The organism is Corallococcus sp. AB030 (genome assembly GCF_003668965.1).
Lineage (GTDB): Bacteria > Myxococcota > Myxococcia > Myxococcales > Myxococcaceae > Corallococcus > Corallococcus exiguus.
In genome coordinates this window covers 1-18,327 of sequence record NZ_RAWQ01000215.1, presented here as the reverse complement: position 1 = coordinate 18,327, position 18,327 = coordinate 1, and the positions used below count along the sequence as shown (strand labels likewise).

Below are 18,327 nucleotides of genomic sequence, written 5' to 3'. Positions count from 1 at the left end.
GCCAGCACATCCTGGACCTCCGCTCCCTTGCGCTCTCGGACCGGTGGGACGCCGCCATGAACCTCACGCTCGCGCCGCAGCGCGCGGAGGTGCGGCGCGTCTCGTGATCAGGATGGGCGCCACACCCTTGGAAGCCGTGACCACGACGTTCGAGAGCGTGGACGGCACGATGCTCCGGTTGCAGGTGAGCGGCTCGCGGTTCACCCACGACTGCGCCGTGTATTGGAGGGGTCAGTCACTGCCGACCACCTTCGTGAGCGAAACGGAGCTGACCGCCGTGCTGTCGGCGACGACGGACATCTGGTCGGACGACGATGATGACATCACCGTGCGGAGTGCGGAGGGAGCCGTGTCTTCTGCCTGGCAGCTGCCCCATCCCAGGCTGGTAATCCTCGCCATCAGCCCAAGGACAATCCAAGCGAAGCCCGAGGGGCCGATCCGTTTGACGGTGACGGGCCGCAACTTCGTCACCGGCACCCAGGCCTCCTTTGACCTGAGCACCTATCTCACGACGGTCCGGAGCACCGACACGCTGGAGGTGGAGCTCCCGGCCTCCGCGCTGCAATCTTCCGGGACCCCATCGCTCCAGCGCAGGACGCCCTGGCCCATCTGCGGCGGCGGCATGGGCCCCTGTGATCACATCCTCAGCGACCCGTATTTCGTCCAGGTGGACCCCGCCGACCCGTGCCAGGGGGGCGCCTGCGAACCGCCGCCTCCCACCTGCAACGCGTCCAACTGCAATGGCTGCTGCAACGGCACGACGTGCGTGGCCGTCTCGTCCCAGTCCAACGGGCAGTGCGGCCGCGGAGGCAACTCCTGTGGGGCGTGTGGCTCGAGCGAGCCGGTGTGCCTGGCAGGGGAGTGCGTCAACCTGTGTCAGGGCGTCACCTGCGACCAGCCTCCGGCCTCCACCTGTCTTGATGCCACCACGGTGCGGCAGTACGTCTCGCCTGGCACCTGCGCTCCGTCCACCGGAACGTGCAGCTACTCCCCCCAGATGGTGGCATGCGCCGACGGGCAATCCTGCGTGAACGGAGTCTGTGCAACGAGCAGCCCGCCATGGAGCCAGGCCCACCCGGCCACCGTTCCCTCCATCCGCAAGGACTTCGCGATGGTCTACGACTCGGCCCGTCAGCGCGTGGTCCTCTTCGGGGGATTCGACGTGCAGCAGGGGCAGCCCCTCAACGACACCTGGGAGTGGGACGGCACGAATTGGGAGCAGAAATCACCCGCCATTGCGCCCAGGTCACGCGCCTACCACGCGCTGGCGTACGACTCGGCCCGTCAGCGCGTCGTCCTCTTCGGAGGCGCGGAGAGGAAGAGCAACAGCGTGTACGTCGATCTCAACGACACCTGGGAGTGGGCCCCCCAAGGCTCCTCTGACTGAAGTTCGAGCAGAGGCCCACGGGGCGTCACCGGACGACACCCTGTGGGCCTCCTCGGCACCTCTGCATCAGCCCTCACCCTCAACAGGCCTTCTCTTCGCCCTATCCGTTGAGTCAAAGCGCTCGCGGGCCTTCTTGACGACGCCGATGTGGTCGATCGACCAGTTCCGGATGGCGTCAACGATGCCGTAGAGAGAGCGGCCAAGCGGCGTCACCTCGTATTCCACCGTGACGGGGACCGTCGCGAAGACGCGGCGCTCGACAAGGCCATTCCGCTCGAGGCGGCGCAGCGTCTGGCCGAGCATCTTCTGCGTGATGCCTTCGACCTTGCGCTTCAGCGCATTGAAGCGCACCGGTCCGTCGGAGAGGGCGAGCAGGAGCAGCACCGACCACTTGTCAGCGAGCTGGTCGAGCAGCTCCCGCGTCGGGCACGTCGCGACGAAGGGGCCTCCCGGTTTGCGTTTGGCCATCTTGGTTTCCTCCAGGTGCCTTGGTCCCATCCAAGTACCCTGAACGCCTCCTGGTATCCTCTTGATACCAGCTATCCCCAGGCACATGGTGGGGCCCATGAATGACTTCCAGCATGACGTCGTCGAGGCCAACGGGATCGCGATCCACGTCGCATCGGCCGGCAAGGGGCCGCCGCTCCTCTTCCTTCACGGATTTCCGCACACCTGGTTCGTATGGAGGAACGTGATGCGAGCGCTCGCCAGCGAGCATCACGTCATCGCACCGGACCTCCGTGGTCTCGGAGACACGACACGGGCGGCGTCGGGCTATGACCTCGACACGCTCGTCGCCGACGCGCTCGCCGTACTCGACGCGCACACGAAGGAGCCCGCGGTCATCATCGGCCTCGATCTCGGCGCGCCGATCGCGTTTCTCACCGCCTCGCGCCATCCCGCGCGTGTGAAGAAGCTCGTCGTCATGGAGGCGCTTCTCGGTGGACTCCCTGGCGCGGAGACGTTCCGTCCACCGTGGTGGTTCGCGTTCCACGCGATCCCTGGCATGCCGGAGGAGGTCATCTCGGGCCGCGAGGAGGCGTACCTCGACCACTTCTTCGCCATCGGCACGAAGCGCGGCCTTCCCGCCGAGGCGCGCGCCGCATTCCTCAAGGCATACCGTGGCCGGGACTCGCTCCGCTGCGCCTTCGCGCACTACCGCGCGCTCCCCGAAAACGCACAGCTCCTTGCGAAGGTCGAGCGCCTGACCGTCCCAACGCTCGCGATCTCCGGGGGCGTCGTCGGCGACGCACTCGCGCGCCAAGTCGCGCCGCTGTGCGACCACCTCGAGACCGCGCGCCTCACCGACGCCGCACACATCCTGCCCGAGGATCAACCCGCGGCGCTCGCGGCGCTCCTGCGAGGCTTCGCCCGGACGCAAGGCTGAGCGTCCTGGACGCCCCGCGTGTCCCACAAGCTGAGGATGCCCCTTGCTGCGGCATGGGGACGCGCCCGAGGTTCTTCAGCGTGGCGTTACTGTGTCGCGACGTGACGCCCATCCGGCGATGAAGACGCGCGTGTTCGTCGATTTCTTGAGCGAGCCGGCTTCATCCGGCGCTCGCTCCGTGGCGGGCCATGCGGGCAACGACGAGATGGTGGAAGGGCCGGATGACGTTGAAGTACACGGGTCCGGCCCAGTTCCGGTAATGCACCAAAGTCACCACGTGGAAGCGCCGACGGGGGCCTTCCGCGGGCTCCACCACCACCGCCAGCGTGGCCTCCAGGTGCGTGTCCTTGGCCGACACCACCCACACGTGCTCTTCCTCGGCATGGCGCACGGTGAAGAATGAGGCCGCGCTGCCCGGCGTCATCGGAATGTCCGCGGGCCGCGACAGGCGCTGCTGGGGGATGCCGTGCTGCCGCATCCCGAGCAGCCGCACGAACACGGCGCGAACCCGGTACAGCGCGCTCACCCACACGGGCTGGTAGGACATGAGGCCTGCCAGGAACTGGCGCAACGTGGCCTGGGATTCCACCGTTTTCACGTCCACGTGGTCCGCACCCTGCGCGAAGGGGCGCAGAACGTCCGGCAGCGACCTGCTCGTCACCCGCATGTGGAGCCTCCCATTGTCCATCCGATACGCTACCGTATCGCGATACGGTAGCGTATCGAGGTGCTGGAAACCCGTGCCTCCAGACTGGATTGGACGATGAGCCGCACTCCTTCCCGAGTTCCCGAACCGGCGTCCTTCCGGAGCATCGAGGACATCCGCAGGGCCCCTCGGGGGGCCGGGTTGTCGGCGGAGGATTGGGCGGATGCCGCGCTGTGGAGCCTGGAGAATGGCGTGGATTCGCTGTCCGTGGAGCGGCTGGCGCGCAGCCTGGGGGTGACGAAGGGCGGCTTCTACTGGCACTACAAGGATCGGTCGGACGTGCTCCAGGCCGCGCTCTCACGGTGGGAGGAATGGGCGACCACCCGGGTCATTCAGCGCCTGGAGGCGATGCCGGATCCCAGGGCGCGCTTGCGCCAGCTGCTGGAGCTGACCTTCGAGCAGGGCGCGCATGGAAGAATCGAGGTCGCCCTGGTCGCTGGTGCTTCTTCGGACCCTCGCATCCAGCCGGTGCTTGCGCGGGTGTCCCAGCTGCGCATCGACTATCTCACCAGGCTCTACAGGGCGCTGGGGCTGCCGGCGCGTGATGCTCGCAGGTGGGCGCTCCAGGCGTACTCCACCTATGTGGGCCTGCTGCACCTGTCCATCGCCAGCCCTGAGTCGCTGGGCACGAGCCGTGCCCGGACCGAGTATGTGCAGCATGTCGTGCGGACGCTCATGCCGGTGTGAGGGGCGCCTCACTTTCCTGCCTGCTTCTGCCGGACCGAATACTCAGTGCCCGAGACCGAGAAACAATGAGCCGGGCGGCCGGGCAGGTGGGTGAAGGCGCGCCTCGCGGCGACGAGCTGCATGTCCGGGTGGATTATCAGTGGAGAGGCCCGGCCATTGTTGGGGCCCACCAGCCCTCACTCGAATAGGCACTGCCTGACACTTTCGTTCCGATTGGGGCGGAGGAACGCGGTGGTGCGCCGGCCATTCGTCGCCTGGTGCGGCCACACTGAAGGCGTCTCGTCGGACAGGGTGAGCCAGGAACACTCCATCCGGGCGATGACGTGAAGCGGCACACCGCGTGTGCGGATGGGACAGCCAGCGCCGTCCAGAAGGGCCTGCCAAAGCTGCGGGTCGTTCCACTGGCTCATGGGCTCCGTCTCGCTCTCTACCCCGGGCACACGCCGCTCAGCGCGTCCGCGGCACCCACGCGCCATGAAACCCGGCGGGCACCCGGCGCGGCAGGTGAACGGTCGCGACGGGCTCCGCGTCGATCTCGCGTGCGTCGAGAATCACGAGGTCGCTGGAGTCCGTCGCCGCACGATAGACCATCACCATCAGCCAACCGTCGTCCTCGTCGACGCCTCCCGGGCACGGCACGAACACAGGCTCGCTGTTCTGGTCGCCGGGCGGCAGCGCGTAGCGCTTCGTCGCGCCGCGCTCGTGATCGAAGCGGACCACGCCGCGCATTTCGACGGGGGTCGGCTGCTCGGTCGCATACAGGTAACGGTAGGGGCGCCCCGTCCGGCCCTCGTTGATGCGCGGCAGCTCGATCCCGCCGTCGCTGAGCGGCCCTTCGTCGACCCGGCCGCTCGCCGTGTCGATCACATAGCGCCACAGCATGCCGACGGGGTTGTCGGCGAACCTGCCCGTGCTCGCGTCGAGCCGCAAGAACCACGGATAGCGGACCGCATCGAGCACGACGCATGCTTCGTCGCGGTCATACGCGTTGACGACGTGCTGGATGAAGCAAGGCGCGATGCCGAACCAGCGCACGTTTCCGCCGTACCGTGGGATCACGCCGATGCGCGCCTGCCGGTCATCGTGCCAGCGCAGCGGCATCCGGTGGCCCTGCTTCAGCAGCGAGAAGTCGTACCCGACGTTCAGGTCGAGCAGCAGGCTGCGGGTCGCGGTGATCGCGAGGTCGTGCATCATCGACGGCGCCGGCACGTCGACAACGACGTCGGCGCGCTGCACACCCTGCGCGTCCGCGACACCATAGCGCAGCCACGGCGCGCGCCAGTCCGCGCGAAACGCGATGAGCTCGCCCGTCAGCGGATCGACCTTCGGATGCGCGGTCATCCCACCGGCAACCCCGGCGTGCCGTCGGGGCGCGCCGAGCGAATCGAGCTCGGCTGTGATCGCGAACGGCGCCGCACCCTCCGCCAGCGCCAGCAATTCGCCCGCATGCAGCAACACGTTCACATTCGGATTGGTGTCGGGCAGGTGCGGCGCCTGAGCGGGCGAGTACACGTCGGCCCAGCGGCGCGTGCGCGCCCAGCGGTTCCGGTAGCTGGCCGCGCGGCCATCCTCGAACGCGATCGCGTGCAGCATCGCTGCTTCCGGCCACCACGACAGCACGCCGTTGCCCTCGAAGCGGCCGCGCAGTGGGTTCGGACCGTTGCGCAGCAGTGTTCCGTCGAGCTCGCGCGGGATGACTCCGGTGACGGACAGGTCGACGAGGTCGACCTCGTCGGCGACCGGAGCAACCGCGCCGCGGTTCAGATCGAATGCAGTCATGACGCCATTTCTACCCGGGTATAAATGCCACGTCAATATTGCCCGGGTAAAACAGGGCCCCACAAACGGGGCAGCGGCGAGGCAGGAGCGCACGCCGCAGCTGGATGGGGCCGGGCTGCTCAAGCAGGAGCTTCGCGCTGGACGTGTTCGCCCGCGTACGGGGTACGGCGGAGCCGCAAGGGTGAAACTTCAATTTTGTCTCTTGATGGGAACTGGAGGTTTTTCGGTTTTCCAGTTGGTTCCCGGTGGAGATGAACATCGCCAGTCACTCTCCCCGTGAGCGGCAGGAGCCGTCCGCGTCGGTCCATGCGACGGAGCCCGAACCCGTCGACGCGATCCTCCGGCGTGACCCGTTGGGCGCATACGCAGACATGGACGAGGGCACCCGTGCCCGCTACCAAACCGCCTGTCAGGAGTTGGCTTCCGGGTCGAGACAGACACCCGAATCTGTCGCACGCGCCGCCGTAGCGTGGAGCGCGGAGAAGGGGGGCAACGATTCGCGTGACCGTCACGTTGGAGATGCGTTGCTCTCTCGTGGCAGGCCGGAGTTCGAGGTCCATCTGGGGTGTGCGGTGCCCGCGCGTACCCGCCTGACCAGGGGCCTGGTTCGTCACGCGGCACCCATCTATGTCGCAGTTGTCTGTCTTTTGACCCTGCTGACGCTGCTGGGGCTGGAGCGCGCGCTGGCCGCGTCCGGGCTCGACGCCGCGGACCGATGGCCCCTGGTCGTCCTGCTCCTGCTGCCGTGCCTGGAGTTCTTGCAGGGGGGGCGTCGACGCTGTCTTCACGCGGTGTTTCAGGGAGCCGCCACCGATGCCCAGGATGGACCCGGAGCGGGTCTTGTCCAAGGAGACACGGACGCTGGTCGTCACGCCCCTGCTGGTGGCGAGCCTGGACGACATCGAAACCCAGCTCCGGAGGCTGGAGCGCAACTTCCAGGGCAATGTCTCCCCGGAGCTCTTCTTCGCGTTGCTGACAGACTTCCCTGACGCCAGTCAGAAGGAGCTCCCCGAGGAGGCGGCAATGCTGCTCCGCCTGGAGGACGGGATCCGGCTGCTCAACGCGCGGCACTGCCCCCAGGAAGCGCCGCGCTTCTTCCTGCTTCATCGCGAACGGCGGTGGAATCCCGTGGCGCGCTGTTGGATGGGGTGGGAGCGCAAGCGGGGCAAGCTGGAGGAGCTCAACCGGCTGGTGCTCGGGGCGGACGACACGAGCTACGTGGGGCCCGTACCGGGCGTCGTGAGGACCGTCCGGTATGTCATTACCCTGGATGCCGACACGCACCTGCTCCCAGGCTCCGCGGCGCGGTTGGTCTCCGTCCTCCACCACCCCCTGAACCAGGCCCGGTTCGACGGTGACAGCCAGCGCGTGGTGTCCGGGTATTCGATGCTCCAGCCCGGGCTGCGAGGAGAGCTCACGCGGCCGGCATGGATTGCGATGCGAGGCGTGAAGACGTCCCTCTTCCGGCGCAAGACACGCGAACGCACCAGCTTGAGTCAACGCGCTTTTGGCATCGACGAGTTCGTCGGCAAGGGCATCTACGACGTGGCGGCCTTCGCCCGGAGCCTGGAAGGGCGCATCCCCGAGAATGCCGTCCTGAGTCACGACAAGTTGGAGGGCATGTTCTCGCGGGTCGCGCACGTTCCCGAGATCCAGATGTTCGAGGGACGCGTCACGGACATCGCCGGGACCGCGCGCATCTGGCACCGCTGGACCCGAGGAGACTGGCAGTTGTTGCCCTGGCTGCTGCCATGGGTGCCCACGCGCGGCGGCCGGTGGGTCGTCAATCCGTTGAGCGTGATCGACCGGTGGCGGATCTTCACGGACATGCGCCGCAGCCTGAGCGCTCCATGGGCCCTGCTCGTGGTGACCTACGGATGGTTGTGGACGCCGGGGAGCACTGATGCGTGGGCCTGGACGCTGGGCGTGGCGGGGTGGTTCTGTCGCCGGCCCGTCCTCGGTTCGCTCATGTTCGTCGCGTGGACCGTCTGGCGGCTTCCCCCTCCGCGTCACGTTCCGCGGTTCCTTCTCTCCACTGCCTACGGCACGCTGCTGGATGCCTTGATGGAGCTGGCGGTCCTGCTCCCACTGGCGGGGGTGATGATGGACGCCATCGCTCGCGCGCTCTATCGGATGGGGGTGGATCGCGCGCGCATCCTGGATTGGACGACGCATTCCCAGGCGAACCGGAAGCTCCGCGCCATCTCGTCCATGATGCTTCCGGAGTTCTGGCGCGCCGCACTGCTGGCGCTGGTCATCGCGGGGGCGCTCGCCGTCATGAACCCGGGTTCGCTGCCCTGGGCGTCGCCCATGCTCGTCGCCTGGGTTCCCCTGCTCGTCTTCGCGCGGAAGGAACGGGCGGCCCCGCCTCTGGAGGAAGGGCAGGGGGCTCCCGCGGAGTTGGCGCGGCGCTGCTGGACGCTCTACGCGCGGGCGCTGCGTGAAGGCATGGACTTCGCATTCCTTCACGACGCGTCGAGCGGCCTTCTCCACGAGGGCCATGACATGGGGTCGGGGACGCCAGCCCCGCGGCTCCAGGCGGCCTTCGACGACGCGGGACTCCTGGCGAGCTTCGTCGCCATCGCGGAAGGGCAGTTGCCCCTCCGCCATTGGCAACGGCTGCTGGAGTCGCACCTGGAGACGCGGGGGGCTGGGACGCCGGATGCCCATGCGGCGGTCGAGCAGCTGGCCCCGTCCGTGTTCCTCTGGTTTCCTCCCGCCACGCTGCTGGGGGACGCGGCGCGCCCCGCGGTGGAGACCGCGTCCCGGCCCGAGGCTCCCCTGCACCTCCAGGCACTCGCGCTCCGGTTCAAGCCGGGCAGTCCCGTCGACGGTCTCCAGGCGCTGCTGGAGGCGGAGCCCCTTGCATCCCCCCGGTCGCTGGGACTGACTTTGCTGGCCCTGACCAATCTGGCGTGTGACGACATCCTGATCCAACACTTCCACCGGCACTGGCGGATCGCGTGGATCGACGTCCTTGTCTATGAGACGAAGGAAGCACCATGACAGTCATTGGCACGGCACGGACGCAACCGAACGACAACGTCCAGGAGGGGCGGTTGGCTTCGCTCCGGAACATCCTGCCGGTGCTCCGCATGGTGTGGGAGTCGGGCCCGAGGACAGTGGTCGCCCACCTCGTGCTCCGGACGCTGGCGGCGTTGATCCCCCTGGCGGTCCTCGTCGTCGCCCGGTGGATCGTCGATGGCGTCGTGGCCAACGCCAGCGCGGGGCTCGGGATGACGGGCCGGCTCTGGGGATTTGTCGCGCTGGAGTTCGGGCTGGCGGTCCTGGGCGCCGTCCTCTCCAGGGGAATCGACTACGTGGGCGTGGTGCTGCGTGAGAACTACGTGCGGCAGGTGAGCTTGCGGTTGATGGCGCAGGCTTCGCGGCTGGACCTCGCGACCTACGAGGACCCGGCGTTCCATGACCGCCTGGAGCGGGCCCGGGCCCAGGCCACGGACCGGCTGGTGATGGTCGCCGCGATCTCCCGCTTCCTGCAACTGGGGCTGACGACCGTGAGCCTGTGCGTGGGCATCATGGTCTTCTCTCCGTGGATCCTGTTGAACATCGTGGTCTGCCTCGTGCCCGCGGCACTGGGCGAGGCGTACTTCGGGGCGCGAGTGTATGCGCTGAACTTCCGGCACACGCCCAAGCGGCGTGAGCTCGACTACCTGCGACAGCTTGGCGCGAGCAGGGAGAGCGCGAAGGAGCTCAAGATCTTCGGCTTGAGCTCGTTCCTGATGGGCCGCTACGAGAGCGTGTCGGGAGAGCTCCGGGACGAGGTCGTGAAGCTGTCGCGACGCGCGCTCGCGGGCCTGTCCCTGCTCTCGGTGGTCAGCTCACTCGGCTACTACGGCGCCTATGCCTTCGTCGTCTACCAGGCCGCGCGCGGGTCCCTGAGCGTGGGGGAACTCACGTTCCTCGCGGGGGCCATCGCGGGAGCAAACCGGACGCTCCAGGAGTTCTCCGTGACGGGTGCGGGCATCGCGGACCAGGCGCTCTACATCCGCGACATGCTGGCGTTCTTCGCGCTCCAGCCGTCCATCCGCTCGTCGACGAACGCGGTCCCGGTCCCCAAACCCATCCGCAAGGGATTGGAGTTCCGCGATGTGACCTTCACGTATCCCGGCAGACCCGAGCCTGTCCTCCGGGGCGTGAGCTTCCACATGGCTCCGGGGGAGCGCATCGCGCTCATCGGGGAGAACGGGCAGGGGAAGACGACCATCGTGAAGCTGATGATGCGGCTCTACGAGCCGAGCTCGGGGCAGATCCTGCTCGATGGCGTCGACCTGCGGGACTACCGGCTGGAGGACCTGTGGCACGAGGTCGGTGTCATCTTCCAGGACTTCGCGCGCTACGAGATGACGGCTCACCACAACATCGCGGTGGGCCGTATCGAGCAGCACGAGGATCCGGCGCGCATCCTGGAGGCCGCGCGCAAGAGCCAGGCCGACGCGGTGATCGACCGGTTGCCGGGCCGGTACGCGCAGATGCTGGGACGCCGCTTCGACGGCGGACTCGACCTGTCCGGAGGCGAGTGGCAGCGGATCGCGCTCGCCCGGGCGTACCTGCGCGACGCGCAGATTCTCGTCCTGGACGAACCGACCGCGGCGCTCGACGCCCGTGCGGAGCTGGACGTCTTCAACCGGTTCGGTGAGCTGTCGAGCGGGAAGATGGCGCTGCTCATCTCGCACCGGTTCTCGACGGTCAAGATGGCGGACCGCATCCTCGTCCTGGAGAACGGGAAGGTCGTCGAGGAGGGCCCCCACGAGCAGTTGGTCGCCGTCGGGGGGCGCTACGCGACGATGTACGAGCTACAGGCCTCCCGGTACCGCTGAGCGCCTTCGCCGCGGATGGCACGGCAACATGGCGGAGTGACATCGGGGACAACTCGGCGTGACGGAGGCGTCATCGCGCACGGAGTTCTGGAGTGATGTTGAAAACATCCAGCAGCCCGGGGCAGAAGGCGCGCGCGGCGGCCCGAAAAGCGCGCTTCCCGTGCCAGGGCCGCCGCTCACCGGGAGAGGGTATGTTTCGCACGTTGTTGACCGTCACGTTGGCGCTGACCCTGGGCTGCGCCACGCAGGAGGAGCCCACGCCGGCTCCCACCGCGCCCCCGGCCCTCGCAGGGGCCGAGTCCGCGCCGTTGAAGGAGAAGGTGTCGCGGCTCAACGCCCGGCTGCGCCGGGGCGAGAAGGCGGGACTGACGCCGCTGTTGCGCGAGCGCGCCGATGCGCTGGGCTCGCTGATGGACGTGGATGCGGGCGCCGCGCTGGCGCTGTCGCTTCCCGAGTCCGTGCGCGCGAGCCTCGCCCGGAAGCAGCCGGACGCGGCGCCGCTGCTGGAGGCGCGCGGGGACTTCGAGGGGGAGTTGGAGGTGCTCGTCGCGGACAACCCGGCGCGGACGGAGGCACGCACGGAGCACTTCCTGCGCGTGAAGGGCGAGCGGCTCCAGGTGCGCTTCGCGAATACTCCATCCGGGGATTTGCGCAGCGGCCTGCGCGTGCGCGTGCGGGGCCTGAAGCTGGCCGCGCGGCTGGCTGCGGAGGACACGCAGGTGGTGCCGGTGCGCCAGGCGCTCTCCGCCACGTCCGCGTGCCGCACCACGGGGGACCAGCGCTCGCTGGTCATCCTCGCCACCTTCCCGGGGCAGCCGCAGACGCTCACCGCGGAGCAGGTGCGCGAGGTGTTCTTCTCCACCGCGCAGCGCTCGCTGACGCGCTACTGGCAGGAGGTGTCCCAGGGCCGCACCAGCGCCAGTGGCGACGTGGTGGGCTGGTACACGCTGAACCGGGGTTACTCGTGCGCCGAGTCGGACGCCATGCGCGTGGCCGCCATCGCCGCGGCCGACGCGGACGTGGACTTCCGGCAGTATGACCGCATCTTCATCGTCCACCCGGAGGCGACGGGCACCAACTGCTCCTACGGCGGCCTGGGCACGCTGGCGTGCTACACGCAGCAGACGCAGGACGGCCCCATCACCGCCTCCACCGCGTGGTTGCGTGCCGAGTACATGAGCCCCAATGACCTGGGCGTGGAGTTGGTGACGCACGAAGGCGGCCACAACCTCACCCTGCACCACGGCAGCGCGCGCGACTTCGGGGCGGAGGCCCTGGGCCCCGTGGGCTCGCGGGGCACGCTCACCGAGTACGGCGACAAGTTCACCTCCATGGGCGACTGGAACCTGGGCCACTACGCGGCGCCGCACAAGGTGCGCGCCGGTTGGCTGGAGCCGAGCGCGGTGGCCACGGTGGACGGCACGGACGGCACCTTCACGCTGTCCCCGCTGTCCGCGCCCATGGGCAGTGGCCTGCAGGCGCTGAAGGTGCGCCGTGGCTTCTACGGCGACGGCTGGCTGTGGCTGGAGGCCCGAAGGCAGGTGGGCGACTACGACGTCAGCTTCTTCCCCTCGCAGGTGTACGACGGCGCGTTGGTGCACTACGAGGACGCGTACACGGGCAGCTACACGCACCTGCTGGACTTCACGCCGGAGACGTCCGCGTGGTGGGATCCGGCCTTCCTGCCCGGCACGTGGGCGGACCCGTACACCAACCTGCGCCTGTCGGTGGACGCCGCCACGCCCGCGGGCATCACGGTGAGCGTCCACTACCAGCCCGTGCCGTGCGTGCGCGCGCCGCCGACGGTGACGTTCGACACCTGGTACGACTACGCCGCGCCGGGCTGGCAGGTGGACAGCGGCCTCTCCATCACCAACAACGACACGGTGGGCTGCCCCACCTCCACCTTCGCGCTCTCCACGTCGATGCCCGCGGGCTGGCCGACCACGAACCTCCCCGCCAGCATCACCCTGGAGCCCGGCAATCAGCGCTCCCTCTACTTCACCAAGGAGGTGCCGCAGGGCACGCAGTACGCCACGTACACGGTGGACGTCACCGTCGCGCGTGACGGCGCGAGCATCACCGCGGAGGACACGCTGGATGTGATTGCGCCGTGCCAGCAGGCGCCCATCGAGGTGCGCTTCGACCGGGCCTCGCAGACGGTGAGCGCCGGGGACACGGCCGCCTTCGGCGTCACCTTGGTCAACCACGACTCGCGCGCGTGCGGGTGGTGGTACTTCGAGCCCGCGTCCACGCTGCCCGCGGGCTGGGCCACGGACTATGACCAGTACGGTTTCGACATCGAGCCCGGCGGTTCGTTCGAGTTCACGATGTACAAGACGGTGCCCACGGACGCGCAGGGAACCTACGCCGTGGACCTCCAGATTCTGCGGGACGGCTATGTGGTGGAGACCACCGCCACGGCCTCCGTCACGGTGAATCCCTGCGTGCGCTCGGCGCCGACGCTCAGCGCGCTGCCGTCGACGGTGGCCGTGGTGCCGGGGGGCACGGGGAGCTACACGCTGTCAGTCACCAACCACGACGCGGCGACGTGTGGAGCTTCCACGTTCACGCTGGCGCTGGATTCGGACCCGTGGGGCTCGGTGTTCTCCGCGCCGTCGCTCACGGTGGCGCCCGGGGCCACGGCCACCGCGACGCTGACGGTCACCGCGCCTTCGAACGCGGGCGCGGGCAGCCGCTCCTTCGAGCTGGGCGTGCTGCGTGACGGGGTGTCCGTTGGTGACGCGCAGTTGGAGGCGCGCGTGGTGTGCGTGCCCCGTGTGCCGTCGGTGGGCTTCACGCCGGCCTCAGCCACCGTGGAGGCGGGCAAGCCGCTCACCGTGACGATGATGGTGACGAACAACGACAGCACGGCGTGCGCCGCGAGCAGCTTCTCGCTGGGTGCCACGGCACCGTCGGGCTGGACGTCGAGCCTGTCGCAGATGGCGCTCTCGCTGGCTCGTGGCGCGAGCGGACAGGTGACGCTCACCGTGACTCCTCCGCAGACGGTGTCCGGTCGCTTCACGGTGAGCGGGACGGCTTCGCACCCGGGCGCGAGCGCGGCGTTGGGCAGCTTCACGGTGGACGTCACCCCGCTGCCGCTGAAGGCCACGCTGTCGGTGCCGGCGCTCAGCTACAGGCGCAACGGTCTGGTGCTCGTCACGACCCTCGTGACGCGAGGAACAGGCTCCGCGCAGGCAAGCGTGCGATTCAGTCTGCTCCGTCCGGATGGCCTCACGGACGCGCTCACCGTGTCCACGGATGCCAAGGGCAAGGCAGGGTGGAGCTACGTGGCGCGCGTGCCCGGTGCGCACTCCGTCACCGCCACCGCCACGGCGGGCACGGAGACGGTCACCAGCAACACGGTGGGCTTCACCGTGCAGTGATGCGCCGGTTGTCCGTGTGGCGGGCCGCTGCACGTTCCCGGGTTGAGCGTGAAGCAGGAGGCCGGGCTCCTGGGTTTGGAGCCCGGCCGATGGATCGACCCCGGTCGGTCTGGCCGTCGTAGGAGTTGATCGACAGCCGGGGCTGCGCCGTCTGGGTGGGGTCGCTCGGCGTCCACTTCGCGTTGGCCATCAGCCGCAGCTCTCCCACCGCCGTCCCGGGACTGACGCCCCCGCGGCTCAGTAGGTCATCCGCGTCGGAACCCTGATCGGAAAGGCCGTCCCCACGCCCAACTGGTCATTCTCGTTGGTGAGTGTTCAGCGATGGCGGTGATGGCCTGGGACGCCTGTCATTGGGCCAGGGGTGGCGTCTGCTGCCGGGCGTGCCTGGCTTCGCGCAGACACGTCCCACACACCCCAGGAGTGCAGATGAACGCGCCGAGGAAGTCCTTGAGCGCTGTCGCCGTCATCTTCGCGGTGGTCCCCGCCGCCGCGTTTGCCTATCCGCCGCAGTGCTATGACATCTGCTACATGTTCGACTGCACCGGCTCTTGTTTCGTGAGGACAATCTCCACCACCTGTGAGGCGTGGGGCGGGTATTGCTCCTCGCCCGCGCAGCCTTCGCAGGAGACTGCATCCGTCTCCTCGGAGCAGGCCCAGTGGTCCGAGGACACCGCGTCAGTCTGCGACGCCGCCCATCCGGAAGTGGAGCAGGCCCCGGCCGCCGAGAGCTGAGCGGTCTTGAACACCCGCGAGGCCCAGTGTCGTGTCCGGGGCTCGCGGTTCAGTGCGGCACTCCTCTGTTCGTCCGATGCTCCCTCGTCAGCCCCTGCGCATGTTGAGGTGCGGGATGCCGTCCTCGTCGTAGATGTCGCTCACGGCCACGAAGCCGAAGCCCTCGTAGAAGCGCTGCAGGTAGGCCTGCGCCCCGATGCGCACGGGCGCGCCCGGAAAGCGCTCGGCGAGGAAGTGCAGGCCGCGCTCGACCAGGTCGCGGCCCTGCCGCTGCCCGCGCAGCGCCGGCGCGGTGACGACGCGGCCGAGGCTCGCCTCGGGGAACTTGAGGCCGGGCGGCAGAGCGCGCAGGTAGGCACCCAACTGCCCCGTGCCCGGGACGCCCCCGAGCAGGTGGAAGCACTCGGCGTCCAGACCGTCCGCATCGAGATAGAGGCTCTTCTGCTCCACCACGAAGACTTCGGAGCGCAGCGCGAGCAGCCGGTACAGCTCCTCGATCGTGAGCTCGCTGAAGCGCTTCCACTGCCAGTCGAGAGATGAGGGGGCCATGGTGTCCAGTCACTTTATCCTCAACTGGGGGCAATCCCCCTTCTGGGGGAGAGGCAGCCGCTCCATGGCGCGCTACAAGACGCGGGCACGCAGCACTTCGTCGAAAGCACCTCCAGAACCGACTGCGAGGAACGCTCGAAATGCTGAGGGCCGTTCAGGGTTCTTGGTCAGACAGGCATGTTGAGGCGAGCCGCCTGGTAGAGAAGGTCCAAGCGGCCGTCGACGCGCAGCGTGGCGAAGATGCTTTTCACGTGGCTCTTCACCGTGTTGCGGGAGATCCCCAGCTCCTCGGCGATTCGCTGGTCGTTCCAGTTGCTGAGCATGCCCATTGCGACAGTGACCTCGGTGGGGGTGAGCTCGCACTTCATCTGCTCGGGGAGCGGGTGCTGGTGCTGGTTGTGGCGGGGCGTGCGCGTGCGGAAGGCGAAGTTCTGGATGTGGCCCGTGCCACCGTGACGCTTCAGGACGGGCGCACGGTGGCCGTGTCCGAGGGATGCTGGCTGTCCACGGAGCGCTCCATCCTCGCGGCCCGCGAGTTGCGCCGCCTCCAGGCGGAGAACGAGGTGCTCCATCAGCAGCCGCGCCCCGTCCCGGTCCTGGCTGTGGTGCTGGCCGTGGTACTCGGCGCCGGGGCAGGCTTCGCCCTCGCCCTCGCCCAGGTGTGGTGATTGCTCTTTGGGGTTCGTCGTTATGGACTTTAAAGGTTAACTTGACTCAAACTCCTCGGGAGGCGCCGCCGCGCCATTCTCCCGCCTTCCGAGGAGCCATGCCCGACACGACAACCGATGACCTGACGCGCACCGAGGCCTCCGCGCGCCGCAGGCAGCTCCCGCCGACGCCTGAGCGGCCCTTGCACCTCTTCACCATCGACGGCATCCGTTACGAGGTCGTCCGCGAACTGGTGCGGATGGAGACGGGCGAGGTGCTGATGCTGGCCCAGCGCTTCACGGAACGCGGCAACAAGCTGCCCGGTTACTGCTTCGTTCGGCGGATGGCGAACCCCTCCACCTTCATGCAGCGCACGCGGCTGGGGGAGGAGATTCAGCTGGCCTTCCGTCTGCGCCACCCGGCCATCGCCACGGTGTTCCACCGCAAGGTCCACAAGGGCGCGTTGCACGCCGTCATGGAGTACGTGGACGGCCCTTCGCTGGAGACGCTGGTGAGTGCGGGCGTGGCGCGCGGCCGACCCGTCTCCGAGGCCTTCGCCCTCTATGCCGGCGCGGAACTCGCGGAGGCCCTGCACCACGCGCACACGCTGACGGACGCGGACGGCAAGTCGCTGGGCGTCATTCACCGCGACGTCAACCCTCGGCACGTCTACGTGGGGACGCAAGGCGAGGTGAAGCTGACGAACTTCGGCGCGGCGTACTCGCTGGTGGTGGGCCGCGAGGAGTCGCCCGCGAGTCTCGTCCGGGGCGACGTGGCGTATGCCTCGCCGGAGTACCTGACGCGGAAGCCGCTTTCACCGCGCTCCGACGTCTTCAGCCTGGGCGTGCTGCTGGTGGAACTCTTCACCGGCAAGCACCTCTTCGACGTGGAGGACGTGCCGGGCCCGCTCAAGGGGATGGTCCACCTCCAGCCGGAAATCATCCCCTCTCTGCCGCTGACGCAAATGCAGGTGCTGCTGGCCAGCTTCGGGCCGGAGGACGTCGAGGAGGCAGTGGCCTCACTCTCTCCGGATGTGAAGGCCATGCTGCATGTCGCGCTGCGCGCCAAGCCCGAGGAGCGATTCGCCACGGCGGCGGACATGCGCGATGCGATGCGCGTCGCCCTGGCGAGGCGCCACCCGGGCTACGGCCGGAAGGAAGCCGCATCGGAGTGGGCCCATGTGCTGGCGGAGGGCAGCGTCCTTCGCGACGAGGTGGAGTTCGGCGAGGAGGGCTTCTTCCCCGAGGGGTTGGAGTCCCACGAACTGGAGGGCTTGAAGCGGGAGTAAGGCTTCAGCGCGCCAGGGCCGAGGCGACGTGGAGGAGGGCCGCGAGGTCCTCCGCGTCCAGCTTGCGCGCGAGGTGGAGGAGACGCCGCAACTCTGGAGCGTCCTCTTCCTTGGGCTTGGGCTTCGTGCCCTTGCGCACGCCGCCCGTCGCGGTGAGCCCCATCAGCTTCTCGGGGGAGACGCGCAGCTCCCGGCAGAGGCGGTAGAGGGAGGGAACGCTGGGAAGCATCTTCCCTCGCTCCAGGCGGTTGTAGACGGGGTGCACCAGCCCAATGCGCTCCGCGACTTCGGCCTGCGTCAGGCCCAGGTGCTGGCGGGCCGCGCGGGCCTCCGTGCCGATGGTGATGCCGAGTTCTTCATTCATGGCGTGCTCGCAGCGTAGCCGAGGGCGTGCGCGGCCGGGCCGCTTACCGGGACTCGGGCAGGAGAAGGAGCAGCGCCCGCACCCGGGGCTCGTCCAGGGTGCGCACACGCAGGAGGAGTTGGTGCCGCGCAGGGAAGTCGCTGGAAGCGGGCGCGTAGCCCATCAGTTCGTCCGGGGTGACGACCAGCGCGCAGCACAAAGGTCGGCCAAGGGTGAATGCTGGAGGTCCGGTGGAGTTGGATAGACTCCATGAGTCCTTTTGGGAGGGTGCAGCCAGAGGGAGGGATTCCCGGGCTTCTCGCGCTTCTGGTAGGGTCCGCGCCCCGCTGGGAGGACGCCGCATGCGAGAGGCCTGGGAGCCCGAAAGAAGGTCGCCATGATGCGGGGGCCACCTCCGGCCGTGCTGTCTCCTGGGGCCCAGGTGCTGGGCTACACGGTGGAGCGCCAGTTGGGGCAGGGCGGCTTCGGCACGGTGTACCTCGCGCACTGCGAGGGCCAGCGCTTCGCTCTGAAGCTGCTGCACCTGCCGCGCGTAGGCGAGAGGGCGGAGCGCGAAGTTTCCATCCTCACTCGCCT

15 protein-coding genes and 1 pseudogene are annotated in these 18,327 nt (G+C 68.6%); 10 read left to right on the top strand and 6 right to left on the bottom strand.

Annotation, left to right across the window (positions count from 1 at the left end; all coding sequences use genetic code 11):
- The first annotated feature begins 136 nt into the window (after positions 1 to 136).
- Positions 137 to 1,387: a kelch repeat-containing protein gene (locus tag D7Y15_RS35795; RefSeq protein ID WP_158629185.1), complete on the top strand. Its 1,251-nt coding sequence runs from the start codon at positions 137 to 139 to the stop codon at positions 1,385 to 1,387.
- A gap of 66 nt (positions 1,388 to 1,453) precedes the next feature.
- Here D7Y15_RS35795 and D7Y15_RS35790 read toward each other — a convergent pair whose 3' ends face one another.
- Positions 1,454 to 1,855, bottom strand: coding sequence for a helix-turn-helix domain-containing protein (locus D7Y15_RS35790; RefSeq protein WP_121755389.1), 402 nt, complete (start codon positions 1,853 to 1,855; stop codon positions 1,454 to 1,456).
- A gap of 97 nt (positions 1,856 to 1,952) precedes the next feature.
- Between D7Y15_RS35790 and D7Y15_RS35785 the strand changes: the two genes are divergently transcribed.
- Positions 1,953 to 2,774: an alpha/beta fold hydrolase gene (locus tag D7Y15_RS35785; RefSeq protein WP_121755391.1), complete on the top strand. Its 822-nt coding sequence runs from the start codon at positions 1,953 to 1,955 to the stop codon at positions 2,772 to 2,774.
- A 160-nt stretch (positions 2,775 to 2,934) separates the two neighbouring features.
- Here D7Y15_RS35785 and D7Y15_RS35780 read toward each other — a convergent pair whose 3' ends face one another.
- Positions 2,935 to 3,441, bottom strand: coding sequence for a DUF2867 domain-containing protein (locus D7Y15_RS35780; protein WP_158629184.1), 507 nt, complete (start codon positions 3,439 to 3,441; stop codon positions 2,935 to 2,937).
- Between the two features lie 96 nt (positions 3,442 to 3,537).
- Here D7Y15_RS35780 and D7Y15_RS35775 point away from each other — a divergent pair, with 96 nt between their 5' ends.
- Positions 3,538 to 4,167, top strand: a complete 630-nt coding sequence (locus D7Y15_RS35775; RefSeq protein WP_233605219.1) for a TetR/AcrR family transcriptional regulator — start codon at positions 3,538 to 3,540, stop codon at positions 4,165 to 4,167.
- A 447-nt stretch (positions 4,168 to 4,614) separates the two neighbouring features.
- Here D7Y15_RS35775 and D7Y15_RS35765 read toward each other — a convergent pair whose 3' ends face one another.
- Positions 4,615 to 5,946, bottom strand: a complete 1,332-nt coding sequence (locus D7Y15_RS35765; protein ID WP_121755385.1) for a carotenoid oxygenase family protein — start codon at positions 5,944 to 5,946, stop codon at positions 4,615 to 4,617.
- An 813-nt stretch (positions 5,947 to 6,759) separates the two neighbouring features.
- Between D7Y15_RS35765 and D7Y15_RS35760 the strand changes: the two genes are divergently transcribed.
- The 4 genes from D7Y15_RS35760 to D7Y15_RS35745 all read left to right on the top strand — a co-directional run bounded on the left by D7Y15_RS35760 (position 6,760) and on the right by D7Y15_RS35745 (position 14,902).
- Positions 6,760 to 8,952 carry a hypothetical protein gene (locus D7Y15_RS35760; protein ID WP_148712956.1) on the top strand — a complete coding sequence of 731 codons (2,193 nt, stop codon included), beginning with the start codon at positions 6,760 to 6,762 and terminating at the stop codon, positions 8,950 to 8,952.
- Complete coding sequence (locus tag D7Y15_RS35755) at positions 8,949 to 10,784, top strand: ABC transporter ATP-binding protein (protein WP_121755383.1); 1,836 nt, start codon at positions 8,949 to 8,951, stop codon at positions 10,782 to 10,784. The genes D7Y15_RS35760 and D7Y15_RS35755 overlap by 4 nt, the downstream gene beginning before the upstream one ends.
- 191 nt (positions 10,785 to 10,975) lie before the next feature.
- Positions 10,976 to 14,170, top strand: coding sequence for an NEW3 domain-containing protein (locus D7Y15_RS35750; protein WP_121755382.1), 3,195 nt, complete (start codon positions 10,976 to 10,978; stop codon positions 14,168 to 14,170).
- Positions 14,171 to 14,596: 426 nt separating this feature from the next.
- Positions 14,597 to 14,902, top strand: a complete 306-nt coding sequence (locus tag D7Y15_RS35745; RefSeq protein ID WP_121755381.1) for a hypothetical protein — start codon at positions 14,597 to 14,599, stop codon at positions 14,900 to 14,902.
- An 87-nt stretch (positions 14,903 to 14,989) separates the two neighbouring features.
- Here the strand turns inward: D7Y15_RS35745 and D7Y15_RS35740 are convergent, their stop codons facing one another.
- Positions 14,990 to 15,451 carry a GNAT family N-acetyltransferase gene (locus D7Y15_RS35740; protein ID WP_121755380.1) on the bottom strand — a complete coding sequence of 154 codons (462 nt, stop codon included), beginning with the start codon at positions 15,449 to 15,451 and terminating at the stop codon, positions 14,990 to 14,992.
- 167 nt (positions 15,452 to 15,618) lie between these two features.
- Complete coding sequence (locus D7Y15_RS44935) at positions 15,619 to 15,819, bottom strand: LuxR C-terminal-related transcriptional regulator (protein ID WP_158629183.1); 201 nt, start codon at positions 15,817 to 15,819, stop codon at positions 15,619 to 15,621.
- An 84-nt stretch (positions 15,820 to 15,903) separates the two neighbouring features.
- Between D7Y15_RS44935 and D7Y15_RS44930 the strand changes: the two genes are divergently transcribed.
- Entirely contained in the window at positions 15,904 to 16,119 is a 216-nt protein-coding gene (locus tag D7Y15_RS44930; protein ID WP_158629182.1) for a hypothetical protein, read from the top strand.
- A 98-nt stretch (positions 16,120 to 16,217) separates the two neighbouring features.
- Entirely contained in the window at positions 16,218 to 17,387 is a 1,170-nt protein-coding gene (locus D7Y15_RS35730) for a serine/threonine-protein kinase (RefSeq protein WP_121755378.1), read from the top strand.
- A gap of 4 nt (positions 17,388 to 17,391) precedes the next feature.
- Here the strand turns inward: D7Y15_RS35730 and D7Y15_RS35725 are convergent, their stop codons facing one another.
- Positions 17,392 to 17,751 carry a helix-turn-helix transcriptional regulator gene (locus tag D7Y15_RS35725; protein WP_121755377.1) on the bottom strand — a complete coding sequence of 120 codons (360 nt, stop codon included), beginning with the start codon at positions 17,749 to 17,751 and terminating at the stop codon, positions 17,392 to 17,394.
- 379 nt (positions 17,752 to 18,130) lie between these two features.
- Here D7Y15_RS35725 and D7Y15_RS35720 point away from each other — a divergent pair.
- A pseudogene (locus D7Y15_RS35720) lies at positions 18,131 to 18,327 on the top strand (serine/threonine protein kinase); the annotation flags it as partial.